Annotated in this window: 23 protein-coding genes and 1 pseudogene; 14 read left to right on the top strand and 10 right to left on the bottom strand. The window is 60.1% G+C overall.

Annotation, left to right across the window (positions count from 1 at the left end):
• Positions 1–53: 53 nt before the first annotated feature.
• Positions 54–431, top strand: a pseudogene (locus Q5Z11_RS03940) (H-NS histone family protein); the annotation flags it as partial.
• A 291-nt stretch (positions 432–722) separates the two neighbouring features.
• On the opposite strand, the gene Q5Z11_RS03935 reads toward Q5Z11_RS03940, so the two are convergent.
• Positions 723–1,994 (bottom strand): threonine/serine exporter family protein, encoded by a 1,272-nt coding sequence (locus Q5Z11_RS03935; protein WP_303748819.1) that lies wholly within the window; start codon positions 1,992–1,994, stop codon positions 723–725.
• An 83-nt stretch (positions 1,995–2,077) separates the two neighbouring features.
• On the opposite strand from Q5Z11_RS03935, the gene Q5Z11_RS03930 reads away from it, so the two are divergent.
• From Q5Z11_RS03930 to Q5Z11_RS03915, 4 genes are read left to right on the top strand one after another with little or no spacing between them, the layout of a single operon-like run.
• Complete coding sequence (locus Q5Z11_RS03930; RefSeq protein WP_303748818.1) at positions 2,078–3,190, top strand: ABC transporter permease; 1,113 nt, start codon at positions 2,078–2,080, stop codon at positions 3,188–3,190.
• 4 nt (positions 3,191–3,194) lie between these two features.
• Positions 3,195–4,004 (top strand): ABC transporter ATP-binding protein, encoded by an 810-nt coding sequence (locus Q5Z11_RS03925; RefSeq protein WP_303748817.1) that lies wholly within the window; start codon positions 3,195–3,197, stop codon positions 4,002–4,004.
• 1 nt (position 4,005) lies between these two features.
• Positions 4,006–4,932, top strand: coding sequence for an MlaD family protein (locus Q5Z11_RS03920; protein WP_303748816.1), 927 nt, complete (start codon positions 4,006–4,008; stop codon positions 4,930–4,932).
• Positions 4,929–5,576, top strand: coding sequence for an ABC-type transport auxiliary lipoprotein family protein (locus tag Q5Z11_RS03915; RefSeq protein WP_303748815.1), 648 nt, complete (start codon positions 4,929–4,931; stop codon positions 5,574–5,576). The genes Q5Z11_RS03920 and Q5Z11_RS03915 overlap by 4 nt, the downstream gene beginning before the upstream one ends.
• On the opposite strand, the gene Q5Z11_RS03910 is transcribed toward Q5Z11_RS03915, so the two are convergent.
• Genes Q5Z11_RS03910 through Q5Z11_RS03900 form a run of 3 tightly spaced genes read right to left on the bottom strand, consistent with a single transcriptional unit; the run spans position 5,530 to position 7,541 of the window.
• Entirely contained in the window at positions 5,530–6,135 is a 606-nt protein-coding gene (locus Q5Z11_RS03910; RefSeq protein ID WP_303749961.1) for an alpha-ketoglutarate-dependent dioxygenase AlkB family protein, read from the bottom strand. The two genes, Q5Z11_RS03915 and Q5Z11_RS03910, sit on opposite strands and share 47 nt — an antisense overlap.
• A gap of 40 nt (positions 6,136–6,175) precedes the next feature.
• On the bottom strand, positions 6,176–6,808 hold the full coding sequence (locus tag Q5Z11_RS03905) for a CoA transferase subunit B (protein WP_303748814.1): 633 nt from the start codon (positions 6,806–6,808) through the stop codon (positions 6,176–6,178).
• A 1-nt stretch (position 6,809) separates the two neighbouring features.
• The gene (locus Q5Z11_RS03900; RefSeq protein ID WP_303748813.1) at positions 6,810–7,541 is read right to left on the bottom strand and encodes a CoA transferase subunit A; all 732 of its coding nucleotides are present in this window, start codon (positions 7,539–7,541) and stop codon (positions 6,810–6,812) included.
• 172 nt (positions 7,542–7,713) lie between these two features.
• Between Q5Z11_RS03900 and Q5Z11_RS03895 the strand changes: the two genes are divergently transcribed.
• Both Q5Z11_RS03895 and Q5Z11_RS03890 read left to right on the top strand, forming a co-directional pair.
• The gene (locus tag Q5Z11_RS03895; protein WP_303748812.1) at positions 7,714–9,060 is read left to right on the top strand and encodes a phosphohexomutase domain-containing protein; all 1,347 of its coding nucleotides are present in this window, start codon (positions 7,714–7,716) and stop codon (positions 9,058–9,060) included.
• 8 nt (positions 9,061–9,068) lie between these two features.
• Complete coding sequence (locus Q5Z11_RS03890; RefSeq protein ID WP_303748811.1) at positions 9,069–10,472, top strand: mannose-1-phosphate guanylyltransferase/mannose-6-phosphate isomerase; 1,404 nt, start codon at positions 9,069–9,071, stop codon at positions 10,470–10,472.
• A 96-nt stretch (positions 10,473–10,568) separates the two neighbouring features.
• Here the strand turns inward: Q5Z11_RS03890 and rfbD are convergent, their stop codons facing one another.
• The 4 genes from rfbD to rfbB are packed head-to-tail and all read right to left on the bottom strand — an operon-like array spanning position 10,569 to position 14,013.
• On the bottom strand, positions 10,569–11,468 hold the full coding sequence (gene rfbD / locus Q5Z11_RS03885; RefSeq protein WP_303748810.1) for a dTDP-4-dehydrorhamnose reductase: 900 nt from the start codon (positions 11,466–11,468) through the stop codon (positions 10,569–10,571).
• Complete coding sequence (gene rfbC, locus Q5Z11_RS03880; RefSeq protein WP_303748809.1) at positions 11,465–12,022, bottom strand: dTDP-4-dehydrorhamnose 3,5-epimerase; 558 nt, start codon at positions 12,020–12,022, stop codon at positions 11,465–11,467. Before rfbC ends, rfbD begins: the two co-directional genes overlap by 4 nt.
• Positions 12,019–12,906: a glucose-1-phosphate thymidylyltransferase RfbA gene (gene rfbA / locus Q5Z11_RS03875; protein ID WP_303748808.1), complete on the bottom strand. Its 888-nt coding sequence runs from the start codon at positions 12,904–12,906 to the stop codon at positions 12,019–12,021. The genes rfbC and rfbA overlap by 4 nt, the downstream gene beginning before the upstream one ends.
• 51 nt (positions 12,907–12,957) lie before the next feature.
• Positions 12,958–14,013 (bottom strand): dTDP-glucose 4,6-dehydratase, encoded by a 1,056-nt coding sequence (gene rfbB, locus Q5Z11_RS03870; RefSeq protein ID WP_303748807.1) that lies wholly within the window; start codon positions 14,011–14,013, stop codon positions 12,958–12,960.
• Positions 14,014–14,257: 244 nt separating this feature from the next.
• Here rfbB and Q5Z11_RS03865 point away from each other — a divergent pair, with 244 nt between their 5' ends.
• The 7 genes from Q5Z11_RS03865 to Q5Z11_RS03835 all read left to right on the top strand — a co-directional run bounded on the left by Q5Z11_RS03865 (position 14,258) and on the right by Q5Z11_RS03835 (position 20,730).
• Entirely contained in the window at positions 14,258–15,004 is a 747-nt protein-coding gene (locus tag Q5Z11_RS03865) for an electron transfer flavoprotein subunit beta/FixA family protein (RefSeq protein WP_296250165.1), read from the top strand.
• Complete coding sequence (locus tag Q5Z11_RS03860) at positions 15,004–15,939, top strand: electron transfer flavoprotein subunit alpha/FixB family protein (protein ID WP_303748806.1); 936 nt, start codon at positions 15,004–15,006, stop codon at positions 15,937–15,939. Before Q5Z11_RS03865 ends, Q5Z11_RS03860 begins: the two co-directional genes overlap by 1 nt.
• Before the next feature lie 523 nt (positions 15,940–16,462).
• A complete protein-coding gene (locus Q5Z11_RS03855; protein WP_303748805.1) occupies positions 16,463–17,566 on the top strand; it encodes a DegT/DnrJ/EryC1/StrS family aminotransferase in 1,104 nt (367 codons plus the stop codon).
• Positions 17,551–18,510, top strand: coding sequence for a glycosyltransferase family 2 protein (locus Q5Z11_RS03850; RefSeq protein WP_303748804.1), 960 nt, complete (start codon positions 17,551–17,553; stop codon positions 18,508–18,510). The genes Q5Z11_RS03855 and Q5Z11_RS03850 overlap by 16 nt, the downstream gene beginning before the upstream one ends.
• Positions 18,507–19,439 (top strand): WxcM-like domain-containing protein, encoded by a 933-nt coding sequence (locus Q5Z11_RS03845; RefSeq protein ID WP_303748803.1) that lies wholly within the window; start codon positions 18,507–18,509, stop codon positions 19,437–19,439. Before Q5Z11_RS03850 ends, Q5Z11_RS03845 begins: the two co-directional genes overlap by 4 nt.
• Positions 19,436–19,834, top strand: a complete 399-nt coding sequence (locus Q5Z11_RS03840; RefSeq protein ID WP_303748802.1) for a GtrA family protein — start codon at positions 19,436–19,438, stop codon at positions 19,832–19,834. The genes Q5Z11_RS03845 and Q5Z11_RS03840 overlap by 4 nt, the downstream gene beginning before the upstream one ends.
• A 107-nt stretch (positions 19,835–19,941) precedes the next feature.
• Positions 19,942–20,730: an acyltransferase gene (locus Q5Z11_RS03835; protein WP_303748801.1), complete on the top strand. Its 789-nt coding sequence runs from the start codon at positions 19,942–19,944 to the stop codon at positions 20,728–20,730.
• Positions 20,731–20,889: 159 nt separating this feature from the next.
• Here Q5Z11_RS03835 and Q5Z11_RS03830 read toward each other — a convergent pair whose 3' ends face one another.
• Both Q5Z11_RS03830 and Q5Z11_RS03825 read right to left on the bottom strand, forming a co-directional pair.
• Entirely contained in the window at positions 20,890–22,725 is a 1,836-nt protein-coding gene (locus tag Q5Z11_RS03830; protein WP_303748800.1) for a hypothetical protein, read from the bottom strand.
• A 203-nt stretch (positions 22,726–22,928) separates the two neighbouring features.
• On the bottom strand, positions 22,929–23,372 hold the full coding sequence (locus Q5Z11_RS03825) for a hypothetical protein (protein ID WP_303748799.1): 444 nt from the start codon (positions 23,370–23,372) through the stop codon (positions 22,929–22,931).
• Positions 23,373–23,401: the final 29 nt, after the last annotated feature.

The raw sequence follows: 23,401 nt of genomic DNA, 5'->3' as shown, positions 1-23,401 counted from the left end.
CGCTGCCACGGAATGGCATTCACCCCAAACCCATTATCCGGAGTAGTTATTCGATGAGTATCGATCTGTCCCAGCTGTCGGCCAAAGAACTGGCCGTTCTGATCCGCGACGCACAGAAGCGCAAGACCGTTGTAGCCAAGCGCCAGCCCATCGCCAAGGCCCGCGCCCTGGTTGCAGCCGCGGCAAAGAAGGCTGGTTATACCGTCGAAGAATTGTTCGGCACCGGCGCTGCCGTTGCAGTGAAGGCCCCGCGTGGCGCCAAGGCCAGCAAGGGCACTGCCAAGACCGGCCGCAAGCTGCCGAAGGTTGAGCCGAAGTACCGCAACCCGGCCAATGCCGCTGAGACCTGGACCGGTCGTGGCAAGCAGCCGCGTTGGCTGGCCGAATACACCAAGGCCGGCCGCAAGGTTGAAGATTTCCTGATCCAGAAATAATAAATCTGGAATGGGCATTACAAAACGCCGGCAGTTTGCCGGCGTTTTCTTATTGCATTCCTGCATTCCCAGTAGTTACAAATTGTTTATTGTCGGCATTCACTGGCCAAGCCAACAACAAAGCAGTCCGAATAAGTGCCGCGCATCCGCGGAACCCGGTTCTGCGCTTGCGAACCATCCGCCAACGGCCCCGGGTGCACTGCCTTACCCGGGCTACACAGGCTGAAGTCCCCTGCGCCAATGCAACTGGCAGCGCGACTCGAATAATCCCGGCAGCGCCTGCAGCAGTTACAGATTCTTCCGCGCCGGCACCAGCAGGTTACCGAACAGCAGGCCTGCCACCAGCGCCATCACCACATTGACCACGGTCAGCAGCGCCGATTCGCCGGCACTCACATTCTGCTGCTGGATCAAGCTCAAAACCCCGCGCAGGCTGGTGCTACCGGGCACCAGCATGATGATGCCCGGCAAACGCACGATGGCGCCGGGGCGCTGCACGATGCGGCCAAACAGATTGCCCGCGGCGGTCACCGTCATCGCCGCCAGGAAGATGCCCGCCGGCGCGCCCCACAACTGCCCGCCATAACGGGAGATCGCATAGCCGGCCACCGAAGCCGCCATTACCCAGGGGTAATCGCGCCTGCTGGCGCGGAACAGCATGGCAAAGGCAAACGAGGCGACCAGCACCGAGCCCCATTCCACCCAGTTGGATTGCGGCCGCGAGGCGCGGATTACTGGCTCCAGGCCAATCGAATTGGCGATGGTGACCGCGATCATCGCGCCCACCGTGAGTTTCATGATGGTGGTCAGCGCGCCGGCAAAGCGCGCGGTACCCGATACCCAATGCCCGCTGGCCAGCTCATTGACCGAGTTGGTCAGCGCCATACCGGGCAGCAGCACCACCAGCGAGGCGATGATGGTCGAGTTCATGTTCAGTGGCCCGATGAAACTGGCCACCAGCACCGCCACGAAGCCCGCCAGCAGGGCAGCCAATGCTTCGCCGGCCTCACGGGTGGCGACACGGCGGTCGGTATAGAACAGCATCAGGCCGATCAGCAAGCCGGTAATACCTGCGGTGGCGATGTCCAGCCACGGTAGCCGCCATAAACCGGCCACGCCGGCCGAGCCCAGGGTGAAGGACGCCAGCAACTGGATCTTGCTGCGCAGGCCGCCATCCTTGTCGAGCTGGCGCAGTGCGGTATGCCCCTGCGCGATCGACATCTGCCCGGCAGAAACGGCATCGGCAATCTGGTCGGCCATCGCCAGTTTGTGCAGATTGGTATCGCCAGGGCCCAGACGGATCACGCGGGTGATATCACTGGAACCAATCGCCCGGGTCGGGTCGCTGAAACTCAGGATCAAACCGGTGGGGTTGGACCACGGCTCGCAATCCAGATCCAGCTGCTGCGCCAACGCCACCACTGCCGCCTCCAGTCGCTGGGCGGTGGTGCCATAACTGTGCAGACGCCCAGCCATCTCCGAAACGAAGGCCACACGTTGCGCATAGGTAGCGCGATTGGAAGCAGTGGCCGGGGCGGCGGCAAGGGTTTCGGCAGACATGGCCGCTAGTATCACCTGAAGCGGATGAAATACTCATCTGGCTTGAAGGGCGGACAGGGTATTCTCCGTAACCAATGGTGACCATGAAAGACATTCCACCGCCCGATTGCACTCTGCCCCCCGATGCGGATGGCCTGCTCAGGCTTTCCGGCAATTGGACCTTGGCGACCGCACTGCGCTCGAGCGAGGTGCTGCATGCCCAGACCGGCGCTGTAACCGGCATTGATGCACGCGCCATCGACCGGCTGGATTCGGCCGGGGTACTGCTGTTGCTGCGCTACGCGCACAAACTGGGCCTGGCGGATGATGCGCTGCAGTTCCGCGCGGACCACCAGGCGCTGGTCTGCACCATCGAGGAAGTCGCCGACGAGCGGCCCAAGCCGCAGCGCGACTTCGGTGTGGCGGCGGCCCTGGATCGCCTGGGCCGTTCGGTACATGCCATTGCCGGCAACATCGTGGTGCTGGTCAATTTCCTCGGTGAGAACCTGGCCAAGCTGGCGCGGCTGTTCCGCCAGCCCCGTCGTTTCCGGCTCACCGCCGCGGTCAACCAGATGGAAGAGGTTGGCCTGAACGCGGTGCCGCTGGTGGCCCTGTTGTCGTATCTGGTGGGCGCGGTGATCGCCTTCCTCGGCTCCACCATCCTGCGCGACTTCGGTGCGGAGATTTACGTGGTGGAGCTGGTCTCCATCGCCTTCCTGCGCGAATTCGCGGTGCTGCTCACCGCCATCGTGCTGGCCGGCCGCACCGCCAGCGCCTTCACCGCGCAGATTGGTGCGATGAAGGCGCGCGAGGAAATCGACGCCATCCAGACCCTGGGCCTGGACCCGATCGACCTGCTGGTGCTGCCGCGCGTGGTCGCACTGCTGATCATGCTGCCGCTGCTGACCTTCGTGGCGATGATCGCCGGCCTGGCAGGTGGCGTTACCGTGGGCGCGTTCGACCTGGATATCCCGCCGCAGATGTACCTGGCGCGCATGCACGACACCATCGAGGTGCGGCACATGCTGGTCGGCCTGTCCAAGGCGCCGGTGTTCGCGCTGATCATCGCGCTGATCGGCTGCCTGGAAGGCCTGAAGGTGGAAGGCACGGCGCAGTCGGTTGGCGAACGCACGACATCCAGCGTGGTGCAGACGATCTCGCTGGTCATCATCCTCGACGCGCTGGCCGCGTTGTGGTTCATGCACATGGGGTGGTGAGGCGATGAGCGCGATGGAAGATGCCACCACTGACAGCAACGATCTGGCCATCCGCGTGCGCGGGCTGCTCAATCGTTTTGGCAGCCAGACCGTGCACGATGGCCTGGATCTGGACGTGCGGCGTGGCGAGATCCTCGGCGTGGTCGGCGGCTCGGGCACCGGCAAATCGGTGTTGATGCGGTCGATCCTTGGCCTGCGCACGCCCGACGCCGGGCAGATTGAAGTGCTGGGCGTGGATGCGCGCTCGGGCAACCCGGCCGACCGCCTGCGCATCGAGCGCAATACCGGCGTGCTGTTCCAGGACGGCGCGCTGTTCTCCTCGCTGACGGTTGGCGAGAACGTGCAGGTGCCGCTGAAGGAGCATCATCCCGAACTCAGCGAGCGCTGGCACTACGAGCTGGCCTTGCTGAAGGTGAAGCTGGCCGGCCTGCCCGCCGACGCCATCAACAAACTGCCCTCGCAGCTCTCCGGCGGCATGCGCAAGCGCGCCGGCCTTGCCCGTGCGCTGGCGCTGGACCCGCCCCTGCTATTCCTGGACGAACCCACCGCCGGCCTCGACCCGATCGGCGCGGCCGCATTCGATCGTCTGATCAAGACCCTGCAGGAAGCGCTGGGCCTGACCGTGTTCCTGATCACCCACGATCTGGACACGCTCTACGCCATCTGCGACCGCGTCGCGGTGCTGGCCGACAACAAGGTCATCGCCAACGCCCCGTTACCCGAGATTGAACAACTCGACCATCCGTGGATACGCGAATACTTCCACGGCCCCCGCGCCCGCGCCGCGCGCGGCCTCCAGCACGAGCACGCTTGATATGGAAACCAAAGCCAACTACGTCCTGATCGGTGCCTTTACCCTGCTCATCGGCGTTGCCCTGCTCGCCTTTGGACTATGGGCGGCCAAGTACTCCTCCGACCGCACCTGGCAGGAATACCGGGTGGTGTTCACCGAAGCGGTGACCGGTTTGACGGTCGGCAGCCCGGTGCAATACAACGGCATCGCGGTCGGCTCGATCACCGAGCTGACCCTGGCCCCGGATGACCCGCGCAAGGTGGTAGCCAAGCTGCGGCTCAACTCCACCACCCCGGTGAAGACCGATACCCGCGCCAAGCTGGCCATCACCAGCCTGACTGGTCCGTCGATCATCCAGCTCAGCGGCGGCACGCCGCAGGCTGCCGCGCTCACCGCCGTCAGCAAGGAGCCAGTGCCAACCATCGCCGCCGCGCCCTCGGCCCTGCAGAACATCACCGACGTCGCCAACCGCGTGGTCGAGCGCATGGACGAACTGCTCAGCGATGAGAACGTGCGCAAGATCACCGCCACCCTCGCCAATCTGGAAACCATCAGCGGCGGCCTGGCCGACCGCGATGAAGGCACCCAGGCCTTGCTGGTGGAAGCCCGCGATGCAGCACGCAACCTCAACGTCACCCTTGGTTCGGCCAACGGCGCCATCAAGAATCTGGACGAGAACGTGCTGCGTGAACTGCCGGCGACAATGGACAAGCTTGATGCCAGCCTGGCCAAGCTCGATTCGGCGGCCGGCAATGCCGACGCCATCCTTGGCGAGAACCGCGCGGCCATCAACAGTTTTGCCAACGACGGCCTGGCCCAGCTCGGCCCGACCCTGACCGAACTGCGCGGCCTGATCCGCGACCTGCGCCGGGTCAGTGACCGGCTGGAGAACAACCCGGCGCGCTACCTGCTCGGTCGCGACGCCCCGAAGGAGTTCGAACCCAAATGAAGCGCATTCCCCTGATCAAGCTGCTCGCACCGGCCTGCCTGCTGGCCCTGGCTGGCTGCTCGGTACTGGCCGGCGGTGACCGCCAGTCCACCACCATCTACGCGCCACAGGTGCGGGTACAGGCCGATCCGGCGTGGCCGCAAGTGAGCTGGCAACTGGCCATCGCCAAGCCCAGCGCCGCCCGCCTAATCGACAGCCCGCGCATCAACGTGCGGCCAACGCCGGGCGAACTGGAGGTCTATCGTGGCGCGACCTGGTCGCAGCCGGCCACCGATATCCTGGAAGACACATTGCTGCGCGGCTTTGAGGATTCGGGAAAGATCGACGCGGTTGCGCGCATCGCCACCGGCATCCGCTCGGACTACAAGCTGACCACCGACCTGCGCCGCTTCGAATCGGATTACCGCGGCGGCGACGTGCCGGCCGCCACCATCGAACTCAATGCAAAGCTCATCCACAGCCTGGACCAGCGCGTGGTTGCCGCACGCACCTTCGTCGTTGCCGAACCGGCTACCAGCGCCGAGATCAGCAGCGTCGCTGCCGCCTTCGAAACCGCGTTGCACAAGACCAGCAGCGAACTGATCGGCTGGACCCTGCTCAGCGGCCAGCGCGACGCGGCACAGCTGCGATCTGGCGGAAAGTAAGGTTGATGCGTTCGCCCGACACCCGCGCGGTCTTGGGCAGCGCATGCTGGTAGTCGCGCTGGCAATGCCCGCGCATCAGCAGCAGATCACCATGGCCGAGCAGGTACTCGGCCTTCTGCGCGGGATCATCGCGACGGCGCAGTAGAAAGCGTCTCGAAACACCCAGGCTCAACGAGGCGATCAACGGCGTCGGCCCAAGTTCCGGCTCGTCATCGCTATGCCAGCCCATGCTGTCGCGGCCATCTCGGTAGCAGTTGAGCAGCACGCTGTTGAAGCTGCCATCGCAGCCCAGTTGCAGCTGCTCGCGTAACTCCCGCACTGCAGGCGCCCAAGGATGTGGAGCGAAGTCCGCGCCCGAGTAACGGTAGTGGGCCTCGGCATCGCCCATCCAGCAGCTCAGGCGCGGCGAATCCAGCCAGCGGCCAAACATGCGGATGCGGTGGGTTTCCCAGGGCACCTGCGTGAGCAAGGCATGCATCACGGCATCGGCCTGGGCCGATGGCAACCAGGCCGCCAGGTGCTGGACATCGGCCAGCACCGACGAGTCAGGAAACAGCATCATGAGGATGCGGGGCGATCACACCGCCCCGCCCTTCCACTCAGGCACGCCGGAACGGCACGCCGGTCTTTTCCTTCAGCTCTTCATCGCTGACACCCGGCGCGGCTTCCACCAGCACCAGTCCATCTGCGGTCACATCGAAGATTGCCAAGTCGGTGATGACGCGATCGACCACGGCAACGCCGGTCAGCGGCAACGTGCAGTCCGCCAGGATCTTGTGCTCGCCGTTCTTGGCGGTGTGCTCCATCAGCACCACCACGCGCTGCACGCCTGCAACCAGGTCCATCGCGCCGCCCATGCCCTTGACCATCTTGCCCGGCACCATCCAGTTGGCCAGATCACCCTTGTCGGTGACCTGCATCGCGCCGAGGATGGCCAGGTTGATGTGGCCACCACGGATCATCGCGAACGAGTCGTGGCTGCCGAAGTAGCTGGCACCAGCGCGCGCGGTGACGGTCTGCTTGCCGGCGTTGATCAGGTCAGCATCCACTTCCGCTTCAGTCGGGAAAGGGCCGATGCCGAGCAGGCCGTTTTCGGACTGCAGCCATACATCCACACCTTCGGGGATGTGGTTGGCAACCAGCGTCGGCAAGCCGATGCCCAGGTTCACATAGGCACCATCGGTCAGCTCGAGCGCGGCGCGCTGTGCCATTTCGTCACGGGTCCAGGCCATCTCAGTTCCCCTCCTGACGCACGGTGCGCTGTTCGATGCGCTTCTCCGGCGTTGCGTTCAATACGATGCGATCGACGTAGATGCCCGGCAGGTGCACCTGGTCCGGATCGATGGCGCCCACCGGCACGATCTCTTCCACTTCCACCACGCAGACCTTGCCGGCCATCGCGCAGGCTGGGTTGAAGTTGCGCGCGGTCTTCCGGAACAGCAGGTTGCCGGCCTCGTCGGCCTTCCACGCCTTGACCAGCGACACGTCGGCCTTCAGCGCGGTTTCCAGCACGTAGTGCTTGCCGTCGATCTCGCGGGTCTCCTTGCCTTCGGCAACGATGGTGCCGTAGCCGGTAGCGGTGAAGAACGCCGGGATCCCAGCACCGCCGGCGCGCAGGCGCTCGGCCAGGGTGCCCTGCGGGTTGAATTCCAGCTCCAGCTCACCGGCCAGGTACTGGCGTTCGAACTCCTTGTTCTCGCCAACGTAAGAGGAAATCATCTTCCTGATCTGGCGGGTTTCCAGCAGCTGGCCCAGGCCGAAACCATCGACGCCGGCATTGTTGGAGATCGCGGTCAGACCCTTGACTCCGCTGTCGCGCAGCGCGGCAATCAGTGCCTCGGGGATGCCACACAGGCCAAAGCCACCTACGGCAAGGGTTTGCCCATCGGCCACGATGCCGGCCAGGGCGTCGGCGGCGCTGGCAAAAACCTTGCCGCGCTGCCGGGTCGGGGAGAGATCGCTCATCGCATCACGCTCACAGTGCTGAAGATGCCCATATTCTAGCCATACCGCAGGGGCAACCCCCTTGGACCTTCGGCCAGCAAGCGTTCCGGGGAAACAGCCAGCCAGCGTACAGACAGCCAATGAACGCGTACCGGACTAAACTAGGGAATCTTTCACCCAGCAGGATGCATGCATGCCCCTCCCCGCGTTCAAGGCCTACGACATCCGCGGCCGCGTGCCTGAAGAGCTCAACGAAGACATGGCCCGCAAGATCGGCAAGGCCTTGGCTGCCGAACTCGGCGCGGGGCCGGTGGTGCTCGGCCATGACGTACGCCTGACCAGCCCGGCGCTGCAGGACGCGCTGGCCGCTGGCTTGCGCGGGGAAGGCCGTGACGTCATCGACATCGGCTTGTGCGGCACCGAAGAGGTCTACTTCCAGACCGGCCACCTGCAGGCGGCCGGCGGCGTGATGGTTACCGCCAGCCACAACCCGATGGACTACAACGGCATGAAGCTGGTGCGCGAACAAGCGCGTCCGATCAGCTCGGACACAGGCCTGTTCGCCATTTCCGATGCAGTCGCTGCGGATCATTCACAGCCGCAGGCTGCGCGCGCCAGCCAATCCGAACAGTACGACAAGAGCGCCTACGTCCAGCACCTGCTCAGCTATATCGATGCCAGCCAGCTCAAGCCCTTGAAGCTGGTGGTCAATGCCGGCAACGGCGGCGCTGGTGCCATCGTCGACCTGCTGGCGCCGCATCTGCCGCTGGAGTTCGTGCGTATCTGCCACGAGCCCGATGGCAGCTTCCCCAACGGTATCCCCAATCCACTCTTGCCGGAGAACCGCGAAGCCACCGCCAAGGCGGTGCGTGAGCACGGTGCTGACTTCGGTATCGCGTGGGACGGCGACTTCGACCGCTGCTTCTTCTTCGACCACAACGGCCGCTTCATTGAAGGCTATTACCTGGTCGGTCTGCTGGCCCAGGCCATCCTCGCCCGCAACCCGGGCGGCAAGATCATCCACGACCCGCGCCTGACCTGGAATACGGTCGAGATGGTTGAAGCCGCAGGCGGCACGCCGGTGTTGTGCAAGAGCGGCCATGCCTTCATCAAGGAAAAGATGCGCGCTGAGAACGCCGTCTACGGTGGCGAAATGAGCGCCCATCACTACTTCCGTGAATTCGCCTACGCCGACTCGGGAATGATTCCGTGGCTGCTGATTGCAGCGCAGGTATCCAGCAGCGGCTTGTCACTGGCTGAACTGGTCGAAGACCGGATGACGCGCTTCCCCTGCAGCGGTGAAATCAACTTCAAGGTTGCCGACGCCAAGGCCGCCGTCGCCCGTGTGATGGCGTACTTCGCAGCGCTTTCACCGGCATTGGATCACACCGATGGCATCAGCGCCGACTTCGGCAACTGGCGCTTCAATCTGCGCAGCTCGAACACCGAGCCACTGCTGCGATTGAATGTTGAAACCCGTGGCGACGCAGCATTGCTCGCTGAGCGCACCGCCGAAATTTCCACCTTGATCACCGCCTGAGAATCTTCATGAGCCAGATCCTACCCGTCATCCTTTCCGGCGGTTCCGGCACGCGCCTGTGGCCGCTATCGCGCGAAGCCTATCCGAAGCAGTTCCTGCAATTGGCCGGTGAGCACAGCATGCTGCAAGCCACGTGGCTGCGGGTGGCCGATGTCGCCACGCAGGCTCCGATCGTGGTGGCAAACGAAGCACATCGCTTCGTCGCTGCCGAGCAGCTGCAGCAGGTTGGAACCACACCGTCGGCAATCCTGCTGGAACCGATCGGCCGTAATACCGCACCGGCCATCGCCGCTGCTGCATTGGAGGCTTGCCGCGAAGGCGCCGATCCGCTGCTGCTGGTACTGCCTTCGGACCACCTGATCCGTGATGTAGCGCATTTCCATCGCGCCATCCTGGAAGCCACCGATATCGCCGAGCAGGGCAAGCTGGTCACCTTCGGCATCCAGCCAACCGCACCGGAAACCGGCTACGGCTATATCAAGGCGGTCAGCGGCGAAGGTGCGCGTGCCATCGAACGTTTCGTCGAGAAGCCCGACCTGGCAACCGCACAGGACTATGTCGCCTCCGGCGAGTATTACTGGAACAGCGGCATGTTCCTGTTCCGCGCCTCACGCTACCTGCAGGAACTCGAGCGCCTGCAACCGCAGATTCTCGCTGCCTGCCGGGCCTCCTGGGAAAAAGCACGTCGCGAGAGTGATTTCATCCGTCTCGATGCCGATGCATTCAAGGCCAGTCCATCGGATTCCATCGATTACGCAGTGATGGAGAAGACCATCGATGCTGCCGTGGTTCCGCTGGATGCCGGTTGGAGCGATGTCGGTTCGTGGACCGCGCTGCGCGATGTCTCCGAGCAGGATGCGAACGGCAACGCGCATCGCGGCGACGTGATTGCCATCGATTGCCACGACACGTTTGCGTATGGCGAGCGCCTGATCGCGATGGTTGGTCTGGACGATGTGATCGTGGTGGAGACCGATGATGCGGTACTTGTCGGCAAATCCGACCGCATGCAGGAAGTAAAGGATGTCGTGGCGCGCCTGAAGGCCGATGGCCGCAGCGAGGCCACTTGGCACCGCAAGGTCTATCGCCCATGGGGCGCCTACGACTCCATCGACAACGGCGAACGCTTCCAGGTGAAGCGCATCACCGTCAAGCCGGGTGGCACCTTGAGCCTGCAGATGCATCATCACCGCGCCGAACACTGGATCGTGGTCAGCGGCACAGCCGAAGTCACCCGCGGCAATGAAGTGCTGCTGCTGGCGGAAAACCAGAGCACCTACATCCCGCTCGGCGTCACCCATCGTCTGCGCAACCCCGGCAAGCTGCCGCTTGAACTCATCGAAGTGCAGTCGGGCAGCTATCTCGGCGAGGACGATATCGTGCGCTTCGAGGACACTTACGGACGCGCGTGAGATCGCCAACAGGCTGTAAACAAAAACCCCGGGGAAACCCGGGGTTTTCTTTTCAGCTGCATTGGTTCAACGCTATCGAAGGATGGCAGGATCAAATCAACCGTTTGCGATTTCGCTCATCACCTGATGCAAACCCGCTTGCCAAGCCGGCAGCTCTATTCCGAAGTCATGCTGCAGCTTGCTGTTATCCAGTACCGACCAGGCAGGACGCTTTGCCGGTGTCGGATACTCCGCACTGGAGATCGGCTGTACGCTAGGCGCCTTGGCCAGCACGCCCATCGCCACTGCTTCGGCAAAAATTGCCTCAGCAAAGCCATGCCAGCTGGTCTGCCCTGATGCCGTCAGGTGCCAGGTCCCGGACAACTGCCCGGAATGCTGCAACGCCTGCGCAGTAACATCTGCAATCAGGGCTGCAGGTGTCGGCGTACCGACCTGGTCGGCAACCACACGCAACTCATCGCGCTCGGCGCCTACGCGCAACATCGTTCGCAGGAAGTTGCCGCCGTGCGATGCATACACCCACGCGGTGCGGAAAATCAGATGGCGGCCACCAGCGGCACGCACCGCATCTTCACCATCGCGCTTGCTGCTGCCATAGACGCCCAGCGGTGCCGTTGCCTCGTTTTCAATGTAGGGAGCCGTGCCCTGCCCATTGAAAACATAATCAGTGGAGTAATGCACCATCGGCACGCCGTGGGCCGCACACCACTGCGCGATCACGCCGGGCGCAAGAGCATTGGCTCGGAACGCGGCCTCAGACTCCTGCTCTGCCTTGTCCACCGCGGTGTAGGCGGCGGCATTGATCACTACCGATGGTCGCAGACGATCCAACAACCCGAGCAGGCTTTCAGGGGCATCGAAATCTGCGACCTCACAGTTGCTACCGTCGGCAAGTTTGCCGCTGCGGGTGGTTGCTACAACGGGTCCAAGTGGCGCAAGCGCACGCAACAGCTCCTGCCCTACCTGTCCATTTCCGCCAAAAACCAGCAGCGTCATGGGACGTAAACCGGCAGGCGATCTTCAGCAATGTCCTTCAAGAACGGCGCGCTCTCATCCTTGGCGGACAAGGTCGGTCCGCTGATCGGCCAGTCCACGCCGATGTCGGCATCGTTCCAGCGGATGCCTGCATCTGCTTCCTTCACGTAGACGTCTGTGCACAAGTAGCTGAACAGAGCTCGCTCCGAGAGCACTGCAAAACCGTGCGCAAACCCCTCAGGTATCCAGAACTGACGCTTGTTCTCCGCGCTCAGGATCACGGCCTCCCACTGACCGAACGTCGGTGATCCACGGCGTATATCCACCGCCACGTCATACACCTCACCTTCCAGCACGCTGACCAGCTTGCCCTGCGGACGCGGCCATTGATAGTGCAAACCACGCAGCACTCCGCCGCTCGAAGCGGAAATATTGCTCTGAACAAACTTTCCGGGCAGACCCAGCACCTCGAAACGCTCTGCGTTCCAAGTCTCGAAGAAAAAACCACGATCGTCACCAAACACCGCTGGCTCGATGACCGCACAGCCCGGCATGGCCGTTTCAATCACTTTCACGGAACGATGCCTCGCTGAATCAACTTTTGCAGGTACTGTCCATAGCCGTTCTTTGACAACGGTGCTGCCAGTGCCTCGAGCTGCTCTGCAGTAATCCAGCCTTGGCCATAAGCAATTTCTTCGGGGCAGCAGACCTGCAAGCCCTGACGGGTCTGGATGGTTTCGATGAAATTGGAGGCTTCCAGCAATGACTGGTGCGTACCCGTATCCAACCATGCATAGCCACGGCCGAGCGGCTCGAGTTGCAACGTGCCTTCGTCCAGGTACCGCTGATTGAGATCGGTGATCTCCAGCTCTCCGCGTGGCGAGGGCTTCAAAGCTGCGGCATAGTCACTGGCATTGCCATCGTAGAAATACAGCCCGGTCACTGCGTAGTTGGAGCGTGGTTCGGCCGGCTTTTCAACCAGACCGATAACCTTGCCATCTTTGTTGAACTCGGCCACGCCATAGCGCTCAGGATCATTGACCCAATAGCCGAACACCGTCGCACCCTTATCGCGCGCATCAGCACGCTTGAGGACCTCACGCAGTCCTGTGCCGTGGAAAATGTTGTCACCCAGTACCAGGCAGCTGGGTTTGCCTCCAACAAAATCACGGCCGATCAGATACGCCTGCGCCAAACCATCCGGACTGGGCTGCACGGCGTACTGGATATCCATCCCCCACTGCGAACCATCGCCCAGCAACTGCTGGAACAACGCTTGTTCGTGCGGCGTGTTGATGATCAGTACTTCACGGATACCCGCCAGCATCAGCACGCTCAACGGGTAATAGATCATGGGCTTGTCGTAGACCGGCAGCAACTGCTTGCTGACGCCCTTGGTGATCGGATACAGGCGCGTACCCGAGCCACCAGCCAGAATGATGCCCTTACGTTGCGTCATGGTAGTTTCCTTGTTGGCCCACGCATCCGCGCGGGCACGAGATCGTCGAGATCAGGCGTCGGTACCGATGCGCTGCAGGCGATAGCTGCCATCCAGCACGCCATTCACCCATTGCTGGTTGTCCAGGTACCAGTCCACGGTGAAGGCGATGCCCTGCTCGAAGGTGTGCTTCGGCTCCCAACCCAGTTCGTCCTTGAGCTTGGAAGCATCGATTGCATAGCGGCGATCATGGCCGGGGCGATCGGTCACATAGGTGATCTGCTCGGTGCGCGGCTTGCCATCGGCTCGCGGACGGCGCGCATCCAGCAGCGCGCAGATGGCCTGCACCACCTCGATGTTCTGCTTTTCGGAGTTACCGCCAACGTTGTAGGTCTCACCGACCCGGCCCTTCGCCAGTACGGTGCGGATCGCCTCGCAATGATCGGCGACAAACAACCAATCGCGGACCTGCTTACCGTCGCCGTACACCGGCAGCGCTTCGCCCGCCAATGCCTTGGCGATGACCAGGGGAATCAATTTTTCCGGGAAGTGATACGGACCGTAGTTGTTGGAACAGTTGGTGGTCAGCACCGGTAGACCGTAGGTGTGATGGAAAGCACGTACCAGATGGTCGGAGGCTGCCTTGGAGGCCGAGTACGGGGAGTTCGGCGCATATGGCGTGGTTTCGGTGAACTTACCGGTCTCGCCCAGCGTGCCGTAGACCTCGTCGGTGGACACATGCAGGAAGCGGAAAGCATCGGCCCTGTCCGCCGGCAACGCCTTCCAGTAGTCGCGCACAGCTTCCAGCAAGCCGAGGGTTCCGACCACGTTGGTCTGGATGAACGCACCCGGGCCGTCGATCGAGCGATCCACATGGCTCTCGGCGGCAAAGTTCAGGACTGCATCAGGGCGATGCTCCGCCAACAGGCCTGCCACCAGCTCGCGGTCGCCGATGTCACCGTGAGCGAATACGTGGCTCGCATTGCCTTCCAGGCTGTCCAGCGTCTTCAGGTTGCCAGCGTAGGTCAGCGCATCCAGATTGATGATGCGGATGCCCTTCGCTACCGCTTCCAATACGAAATTGCCGCCTATAAAGCCGGCGCCGCCGGTCACAAGCCATGTGGTCACGCGTTGATTCTCCGATTTACGGCTGCCTGAGCAGCGAACAATAGCCGCAAGGATATAACGCCAACGATTAATGGGCTGCACCATTGACAACTAAAGCCGCATAGCCGCAATTTGTCCGGACATATCGACAAGCAATGACCCACCATACGCGTTCGCACGGACCCATCAACCCAGCTAGAATCGAGAAAATTTGTCCCCCGGCCTACGCCGCCCCACCATCAGCAACCGAAGGACCCCGCAGCACATGAAAATCCTCGTCGCGTACAAGCGCGTGGTGGACTACAACGTCCGCATTCAAGTCAAGCCGGATGGTTCCGGCGTGGTCACCGATGGCGTCAAGCTCTCGCCCAACCCGTTCGATGAGATCGCCCTGGAAGAAGCCCTGCGCCTGCGCGACAAGGGTATCGCCACGGAAGTGGTGGTCGCCACGATCGCCCCGGCCGATGCCCAGGCGCACCTGCGCAACGGCCTGGCCATGGGCGCCAACCGTGCCATCCACGTGGTCACCGACCAGGCCATCCAGCCACTGACCGCCGCCCGCACCCTGCTCAAGCTGGTCGAGAAGGAACAGCCCGACCTGGTCATCCTCGGCAAGCAGGCCATCGATGACGATGCCAACCAGACCGGCCAGATGTTGGCCACGCTGTGGGCACGTCCGCAGGCCACCTTTGCCTCCAAGGTCGAGATCGCCGACGGCAAGGCCACGGTCACCCGTGAAGTCGACGCCGGCCTGGAAACGCTGGAAGTCGACCTGCCGGCGGTAATCACCACCGATCTGCGCCTGAACGAGCCGCGCTTCATCAAGCTGCCGGACATCATGAAGGCCAAGGCCAAGCCGCTGGAAACCCTGCAGCTGGCCGACCTCGGTGTTGAAGCCGCCGACACGTTCAAGACCACCCAGTACGCCGCGCCGTCCAAGCGCAGCAAGGGCGTGATGGTGAAGGATGCTGCCGAACTGGTAGCCGCACTTAAGCAGAAGGGGTTGCTGTAATGGCCAAGATTCTCGTCATCGCCGAACACCTGGACGGCAAGCTCAACAGCGCCGTCGCCAAGACGGTGTCGGCAGCAACCGCAGTGGGCGGCGACATCCACGTGCTGGTACTGGCCGCCGACCCGGCCGCCGTCGCAGCCGAAGCTGCGCAGATTGCCGGCGTCAGCAAGGTGCTTACCATCGCCAACCCGGCCAATGAACACGCCCTGGCACAGGTACAGGCACCGCAGATCGCCAAGGCCGCTGCCGGTTACAGCCATGTATTCGGCCCGTCGACCACCACCGGCAAGGATGTAATGCCGGCCGTGGCCGCCCTGCTCGGCGTCAACCAGGTCTCCGACCTGATGTCGGTCGAAGGCGCACATACCTTCAAGCGCCCGATCTACGCAGGCAACGCGATCATCACCGTCGAGGTGCCCGCCGACCAGGTCGTCGTCGCCACCGTACGCGCCGCCTCCTGGCAGGAGGCGGCCAAGGGCAACAACGCCCCGGTCGAGGCTCTGAGCGTCGATGCCGCCCTGCCGGGCCACACCCGCTTCATCGGCCTTGCCGCTGGCAAGAGCGACCGCCCGGACCTGCAGAGCGCCAAGCGCGTGGTCTCCGGTGGCCGTGGCGTCGGTTCGGAAGAGAACTTCAAGGTGATCTACGCGCTGGCCGACAAGCTCGGTGCGGGCGTTGGCGCCTCGCGCGCCGCGGTGGACGCAGGCTATGTGCCCAGCGACATGCAGGTCGGCCAGACCGGCAAGATCATCGCCCCTGAGCTGTATATCGCCGTAGGCATCTCCGGCGCCATCCAGCACCTGACCGGCATCAAGGACGCCGGCACCATCGTCGCCATCAACAAGGACGGCGATGCGCCGATCTTTGAGATCGCTGATATCGGTTTGGTCGGGGATCTGTTCACCTTGTTGCCTGAGCTGGAAGCTGCTTTGTAGCAGCAAAGGCCGCCACCTCTGCGAGGTGGCGGCTCACTGACTGGCTAAAACCCACTGCCACGAATGCCCATGTGGCTGCCTCCCGCACTAGGTCGGGTAACGCCAGCCAGAAGCATGCCCGCGCCCTCTGCCACTAGCCGATCTGTCTCAGTCGCCGTGATCCTGCTGTCCGGCGAAGTGCTGTCCATCGGACCTAAACAGATGTACGTCTGTACCAATGAACATTGCGCCCATATGGACTGGGAGCGACCAGCCAACCCAACGCACCACCGCAGCTTGCTAGGCTAGGGAAAATCGGCATCTGGACCCTGCCGAACACGCGACTCCGACCCAACATCCCAAGTCCAACTGGTCAATACTGAAGGCCCGGGGCGGTCTGAATGCCTCTGAAGCAAATACATCAGGAATGGTTACAATCAGGCCGTCCATTTGCCAGCGCCGGTATCTTACTGCCGTTGCCTCCACAAGAAGCATGCTTGGAACCTAGCTTCCAATGGCTTCAGCCACCGCAGAAACCAATTCAATGACGCTTGAAGCCATTCCTGTCAATTCCCTTTCCCGTCACATCGAACCGCTGAAGGATGCACTGGGGGCGGCCGCCACCGAAGTAGTCGGAAGCGGCTATTACGTGCTCGGCCCAAATGTACGCGCTTTCGAATCCGCCTTCGCCACGTATTGTGGCGTCGAGCATTGCATCAGCGTCGCCAATGGCACCGATGCACTGGAGCTTTCGCTGCGTGCACTGCACGTCAGCAGCGAGGACCGCGTTGCGGTTGTAGCCAATGCGGCGATGTACGGTACCTCGGCTGTATTGGCCTGCGGCGCGGAACCGGTTTTCATCGACATCACCGCCGATAACGCGACCATGGACCCGGCCAAGTTGGAAGTGGCACTGGCCAGCGGTGGCATCAAGGCAGTCATCGTTACCCATCTCTATGGTCAGTTGGCCGACATCGAAACCATCGCCGCTCTATGCAAGGCATATGGCGTGAGTTTGGTGGAAGACTGCGCGCAGGCGCATGGTGCCCGCAACGGCAACGGCATGGCCGGTTCCTTCGGCGACATCGCCAGTTTCAGCTTCTACCCCACCAAGAACCTCGGAGCACTGGGCGATGGGGGGGCAGTGGTCACCGGCCGCGCTGACCTTGCCGATCGCGTAGGCATGCTACGCCAGTACGGCTGGACACAAAAATACACCAATGGCATAGCGGGCGGACGTAACAGCCGACTGGATGAGATCCAGGCCAGCATGCTGCTACTGATGCTTCCGCATCTGGACCAGTGGAACCAGAACCGCCGGAACGTCGCCGAACGCTATAAAGCCGGCATCTCCAATCCGAGGATTCAAACCAGTACCAGTGGCGGGCAGGAGTATGTTGCCCACCTGTATGTCATCCGCACCGATGCACGCTCAGCACTGCAGCAACATCTGAGCGACAACGGCATCCAAACCGATGTGCATTACCCTATTGCGGACCACAAACAGCCCTGCCACTCGGGCCGTTTCAACCATATCGCATTACCGCAGACCGAGTTGGACTGCAGCGTCGTGCTCACCCTGCCATGCTTTCCCGAACTGACGGATTCCGAAATCGATCGAGTCATCGACGCATGCAACCGCTTTTGAGTCCCTCGCTGACGGTCGTTGTCCCGGTTTACGGCAACGAAGGTTCAATCACACCCTTGATCGCCGCCCTTGCTTCGATCAAGGAAAAAGTTGGAGTCCCGTTCGAGGCACTATTCGTCGTTGATGGCAGCCCAGACCTGAGCTATTCACGCTTACGCGAGCAGCTTCCTTCCGCTGGGTTCGATGCACAACTGATCGCGTTGTCCCGAAATTTTGGCGCGTTCTCAGCTATCCGCGTTGGTTTGGAACATGCGAAGAGCTCGATCATCGCAGTGATGGCCGCCGACCTGCAGGAGCCACCCGCGCTGGTGATCGACCTGTTTCGCGCCCTCTCATCGGGCGACAGAGATATAGCCATGGGCGTGCGTGAATCGCGAGAGGATCCAGGCCTGTCGAAGCTGGCCTCAGGAACATTCTGGTCGCTCTATCGCCGCTTTGTGATGCCCGATATTCCAAAAGGTGGAGTGGACATCTTCGCGCTGACCTCAGATATGCGTGATCGTCTGCTGACGCTCAAAGAGAGCAACACCAGCCTGCTCGCACAACTGTTCTGGCTGGGAGGGCGACGTGCATTCGTCCCTTACCAGCGCTTACGTCGCGAGCATGGCAAAAGCGCCTGGACGCTGAAGAAAAAGCTGCGCTACCTATCAGACAGCGTGTTCGCATTCACCGACCTGCCGGTACGCCTGCTGATGGGCATCGGAATGCTGGCACTGATCGCAGCGGTTTGCCTCTCCATCCTCATCCTTGCAGCCAAACTGTCGGGCCTGGTTTCCGTGCCTGGTTACGCCGGCACGATGGTGACCATCTTGTTCTTTGGCGCTCTCAACTCACTCGGCCTCGGCGTCGTCGGCGCGTATGCATGGCGGACCTTCGAGAACACAAAAGCACGTCCACTTTCCATTCTGCAATCGCACGAGACATTCCAGGAACGTCATTCATGAGTTTCTACTGCCACCCCAACGCCCTTTGCGAGTCCGATGCCATCGGTGGCGGAACCAAGATATGGGCTTTCGTCCACGTGCTTCCGGGCGCAGTAATTGGAGAGAACTGCAATATCTGTGACGGGGTATTCGTCGAAGGTAACGTAGTCATTGGCAACCGCGTCACCATCAAGTCTGGGGTTCAGCTGTGGGACGGCGTGCGCTTGGCTGACGATGTGTTCGTCGGCCCGAATGCGACATTCACAAATGATCGCTTTCCCCGCGCGGGTCAGCACTTGGATGCCTACCCGGAAACCATTGTCGAAGCCGGTGCATCCATCGGCGCAAACTCCACATTGCTGCCTGGCGTGCGGATTGGCAGCGGCGCCATGGTAGGCGCAGGCGCGGTCATCACGCGCTCCGTGCCGCCCAATGCAATTGTGGTGGGTAACCCTGCCAGGATCGTAGGCTACGTCACCGACGGCAAGACCCTGTCTCGACCAACCGCCGTTTCCAGCGATGAAACCATTCACAGCAGCGTATCAGGCGTGATGCTGCATAAAATGCCGCGTTATCAGGATCTTCGCGGCGCATTGTCGGTTGGCGAGTTCTCCAAGGATCTACCGTTCCAGCCCAAACGCTACTTCCTGGTCTTCGATGTACCCAGCCAAGAAACAAGAGGTGAGCATGCACATCGCATCTGCCACCAGTTCCTGATCTGTGTAAAGGGTAGTGTCCGGGTTCTTGCAGACGACGGCACGCGTCGCGAAGAATTTTCGCTGGATTCTCCGAGTGTTGGCCTACACCTGCCTCCGATGATCTGGGGCACTCAGTATCAGTACTCCCCCGGCGCTGTGCTTCTTGTATTCGCGTCCGAAGGATATGACTCGGATGAATACATACGACACTATGATGAATTCATTGCACTGACCGCTGCGGCCAAGGCGTGAACCTGCGCGAATCCTTACCAACCATCACTCGATTTTTGGTTGGTGGTGCTCTCAACACAGGCAGTACCTTCGTTCTGTATTGGCTGCTATTGCTGATTGTCGAATATCGCCTGGCGTATGCAATAAGCTTCCTTGCGGGAATACTGTTGAGCTACCTGATCAACACCAAGTTCGTCTTTCGTACCCAACACAGTCTGCGCAAGATCATTCTATTCCCGGTCGTCTACCTCATTACTTACACAATCGGCGCATGGCTGCTGGAGCTGTCGATAACACGTTATGGAATTGATAGCAGACTCGCACCGTTCATCTCTATCTGCGCAACCCTTCCACTTACCTACCTGCTGACCAAACTGGTTTTAAAGCAAGGAGACAGTAACAACAATCGCAGATAGAGCAGCACAGCAATGCCGCTGCAAGCATGCGAGAAGCGTCAGAAACAACGCCCCACGCCACTGTGCCCTAGCGCACGGAAACATCTCCAGCACCCATGGACAGAGAAATGAAGAACTATTTTGGAATCCACCCCACTGCCATCATCGGTGACAACGTCACGCTTGGGGAAAATGTGACGGTTGGTGCGCGTACGATTGTCTACGACAACGTCGAGATCGGTGATGGCACGTTCATCGGCCCAGACTGCATCATTGGCGAGCCGAACGTAGCGATTCATAGCCAGCGCGATGCGTATGTCAACCCGAAGCTGTCAATCGGCAAGAATTCATTGATCCGCTCCGGAACTATCATCTATGCCGGCAGTAGCTTCGGCGACCATTTTGAAACCGGCCATCGCGTAACAATACGAGAACAGGCCGACATCGGGCATCACGTCAGAATCGGCACGCTGTCCGACATACAAGGACATTGCAAGATTGGCAACTATGTTCGCCTGCACAGCAATGTCCATGTTGGTCACATGAGCACAATCAAGGACTATGTCTGGATCTTTCCCTACGTCGTCCTTACCAACGACCCGCACCCGCCATCAAACACGCTCGTCGGAGTCACCATTGAGGAGTTCGCCGTAGTCGCAACCATGTCGGTGGTTCTACCGGGCGTCACCGTTGGCAAGGACGCATTGGTCGGAGCGTCCTCTCTGGTACGCTCCGACGTTCCGGCCGAAGCCGTCATTGTTGGCAACCCAGGCAAACAGGTAGCGAACGTGCGTGACATCAAGTCTAAGTTCGATGGAACACCAGTTTACCCTTGGCGCTACACATTCGATCGAGGCATGCCTTGGCAGGGAATTGGCTACGATCAGTGGCAAGCTCAGGTGCTTCCAGCAAATTGAGTAATGTAAAAGGGGTCCCTAAGGACCCCTTTTTATTAGTAACCGGAATATGGTCATCGACCCGATCTGTTTTTCTCTCGACATGTAATCAGAAAAAATCAAAAACCATTTCCGACAATCAAAATCAAAGCGGATTGCTTCAATTACGGGATAAAAAAGTCAAGGACACTCTCTTCGCTTAACTGTCTTGGCGCCGAGCATTTTTTTCGTCCCCGAGTCCATCATGACGAAGGAAATCTCTGAGTCGACCCACCTACCAGTCTCTGCGACGCCAACTGATCCACCAGTAGAGAACAATACGGGGTCCGCACCTGTCGGCACCAACCAAATGGTAATCGCGCCTACAGAACCATCCGCTACCGACCAGTTCACCACCACGTTCTCGGCAGAGCCACCCGACTTGCATGCATCTATCAAAGATGGGTTGATCTCCAGCACAGCTGACGGTGAAGACTCGCTACGGCTTACAGCATCAACTATTGCCTGATTGAGTCTTTCATCAGCGATAAGCTCGTCTTTACCAATGAATGAAAAAACTGGCCCATCTTCGGCGTCCGATCCATGTCGCTCAAATTTCAAACCAAAAGAAAATCGTTCAACGCCCCCTACTGCAGCGGATGGGGGAAACATACACGCGGATTCGATCTCGAAATTTGCACGGCAAAAAACCAAACCGCTTTTCCCATCATTCCCTAGGATAGTATCGCCGCCCAACCACCAGCTCGCCTGCGGCTCTGGCGCATCAAGTAAAACGCCAGGACTGCCCACCCAGTCAACTTGAGAGAAGGCTTCGCCAAATGCCTTCGCCTCAATTGACGACTCCACATTGAATATGCTCTTGTATGAGCCCGTGAAATAGTAAACTGCGTTGGCAAACAGAAACACCGACAGTATTAAATTAACGCCCTTGGCCCGACCAATCGAGACTACCAACAGACAAAGCAACGCTGCCACAGGGAACATCCAACGCGACTCCTGCTTATCGGCACCAGGTAACGCAGCCACAGCAATCAACGCAAGCACCAATCCAAACAAAAGCATCACGCGTAGCCAGCGTACGTCCCGCCTGAACGCGATTACATTTACCCACGCAAAGATGAGGATCGTGGCTAACGCAGGTATAAGATACCGACCAATGCCCTCATCGATGCTCAATCCGCCGACAAACCAAGGCAACCCGAAATTTGTTCCGAACAAAACATTGCACAGATAGCGGGCGAATATCGTAAACGTATCGATGCCGACAGAAATCGGCTGTCCCGCAGTGCCGGTAGATATCGCCATTGAAGTGAGCAGTTTTCCAGCAATAAAGAAAACGCCACCGGGGAACAGTGCTATGAAAATACCCGTAATGAACACCAGGTACTTATACCGCTTGGCACGGAGTGCGCTCAATGCCACCATTGAACCCAGCACCAATGCGGCAACGATATATCTCTCGTGAACAAACACCATGGCAGTTGCGGCAAGAACTATAACGACCAAATGAGCCGGCCGCCCCGAATCTTCACCGACAAAACCGAGAGAGAAGTAAATGGACACAAAAAATAAAAGCGCACTAAGGGTCTCAATGTTTCCCGACAGATAGTCGAAGTGCAACATCAAACCAAATCGCCCCGTTATATAAACGATCGCCGAAAGAAGCGAAGTCACTCTCGAAGCTGAAAATTTATTCCTGCAAATGGCATAAAGCACACATGCACCGCCCCACAAGAAAAGCAGATTGGCAAGCATCGGAACAATACGTGAGACGTCGCAGGCGCCATACGCGGCCCACAAAGCATTGAAGATCAGGCGCGGCTTATAAGTACTAAAGTCAAAAAAAACATTTGAAAAAGTACGCGTCTCAGGATCGCGGAAGAACGCCGTTAATTCATCCCCGAAATAAAAAGGGTGATAGAAATAAACAGAGATAATCGAGGCGCATACAATCAGCCCAATAATATCTGCCAGATGAAGGCGATCACTTTTTTTAGTTACAATTAGGCTACTCAAACTCCACCCCGGACAAGTTACGACTAGCGGCGCCACGCCACGCCACGTCAATAATGAAACGGGACAAGTATCTTCTCACTCGTCCCTCTAGCAAATCGCTAAACTGCGACAAGAAGTGAAGTGCAGAAGTGCCCCAGCGCACCCAGAATCCGGCCTGGCAGAATTAAATTGCAGCTCCCTTTTTAATCTAGGGAGCCATGGCCTCAGTTACATGGAGCACCCTTGATTACAACAGATGCCAATTCTTTCCCGGATGCGAACTCTGAAAGAAAGAACTTCGTACCCACAACGACCCAAGCGTCAGTAGACACGCCCCCTTGACGGCCAGCTTGCGAAAGCAGCTTACGCGGAGCTCCATCCGTATTGCCAACTTCGATCTTAACCTCGGCAACCGCCGGATCACGAACTTCCCACTTCACCTCTGCAGTAATTGGCGCTGCTCCGGCACACTCGCGAATCGTGTCCGGCGTTACAAAAAAATCCACTTTAGGATTTGGAGCCGTCACCTCGGCCGGCGTTACAGATGCTGCATCCCGACCTGCAGGCGTGTGCTGTCCAGCCGTGGGCGCACTGGCTTCGTTTTGGCAACCAGAAAGTCCAACCACTGCCAGAAAAAAAGTACAAAATCGATAAGTTGAAACACGCATGACTTATTACCTCTTCACTTGTAATTGGA

The organism is Stenotrophomonas sp. 610A2 (genome assembly GCF_030549615.1).
In the GTDB taxonomy this organism is placed as follows: Bacteria; Pseudomonadota; Gammaproteobacteria; order Xanthomonadales; family Xanthomonadaceae; genus Stenotrophomonas; species Stenotrophomonas pigmentata.
Note: the sequence above shows the minus strand (reverse complement) of the source record. Positions and strands in the feature narration are given on the sequence as shown.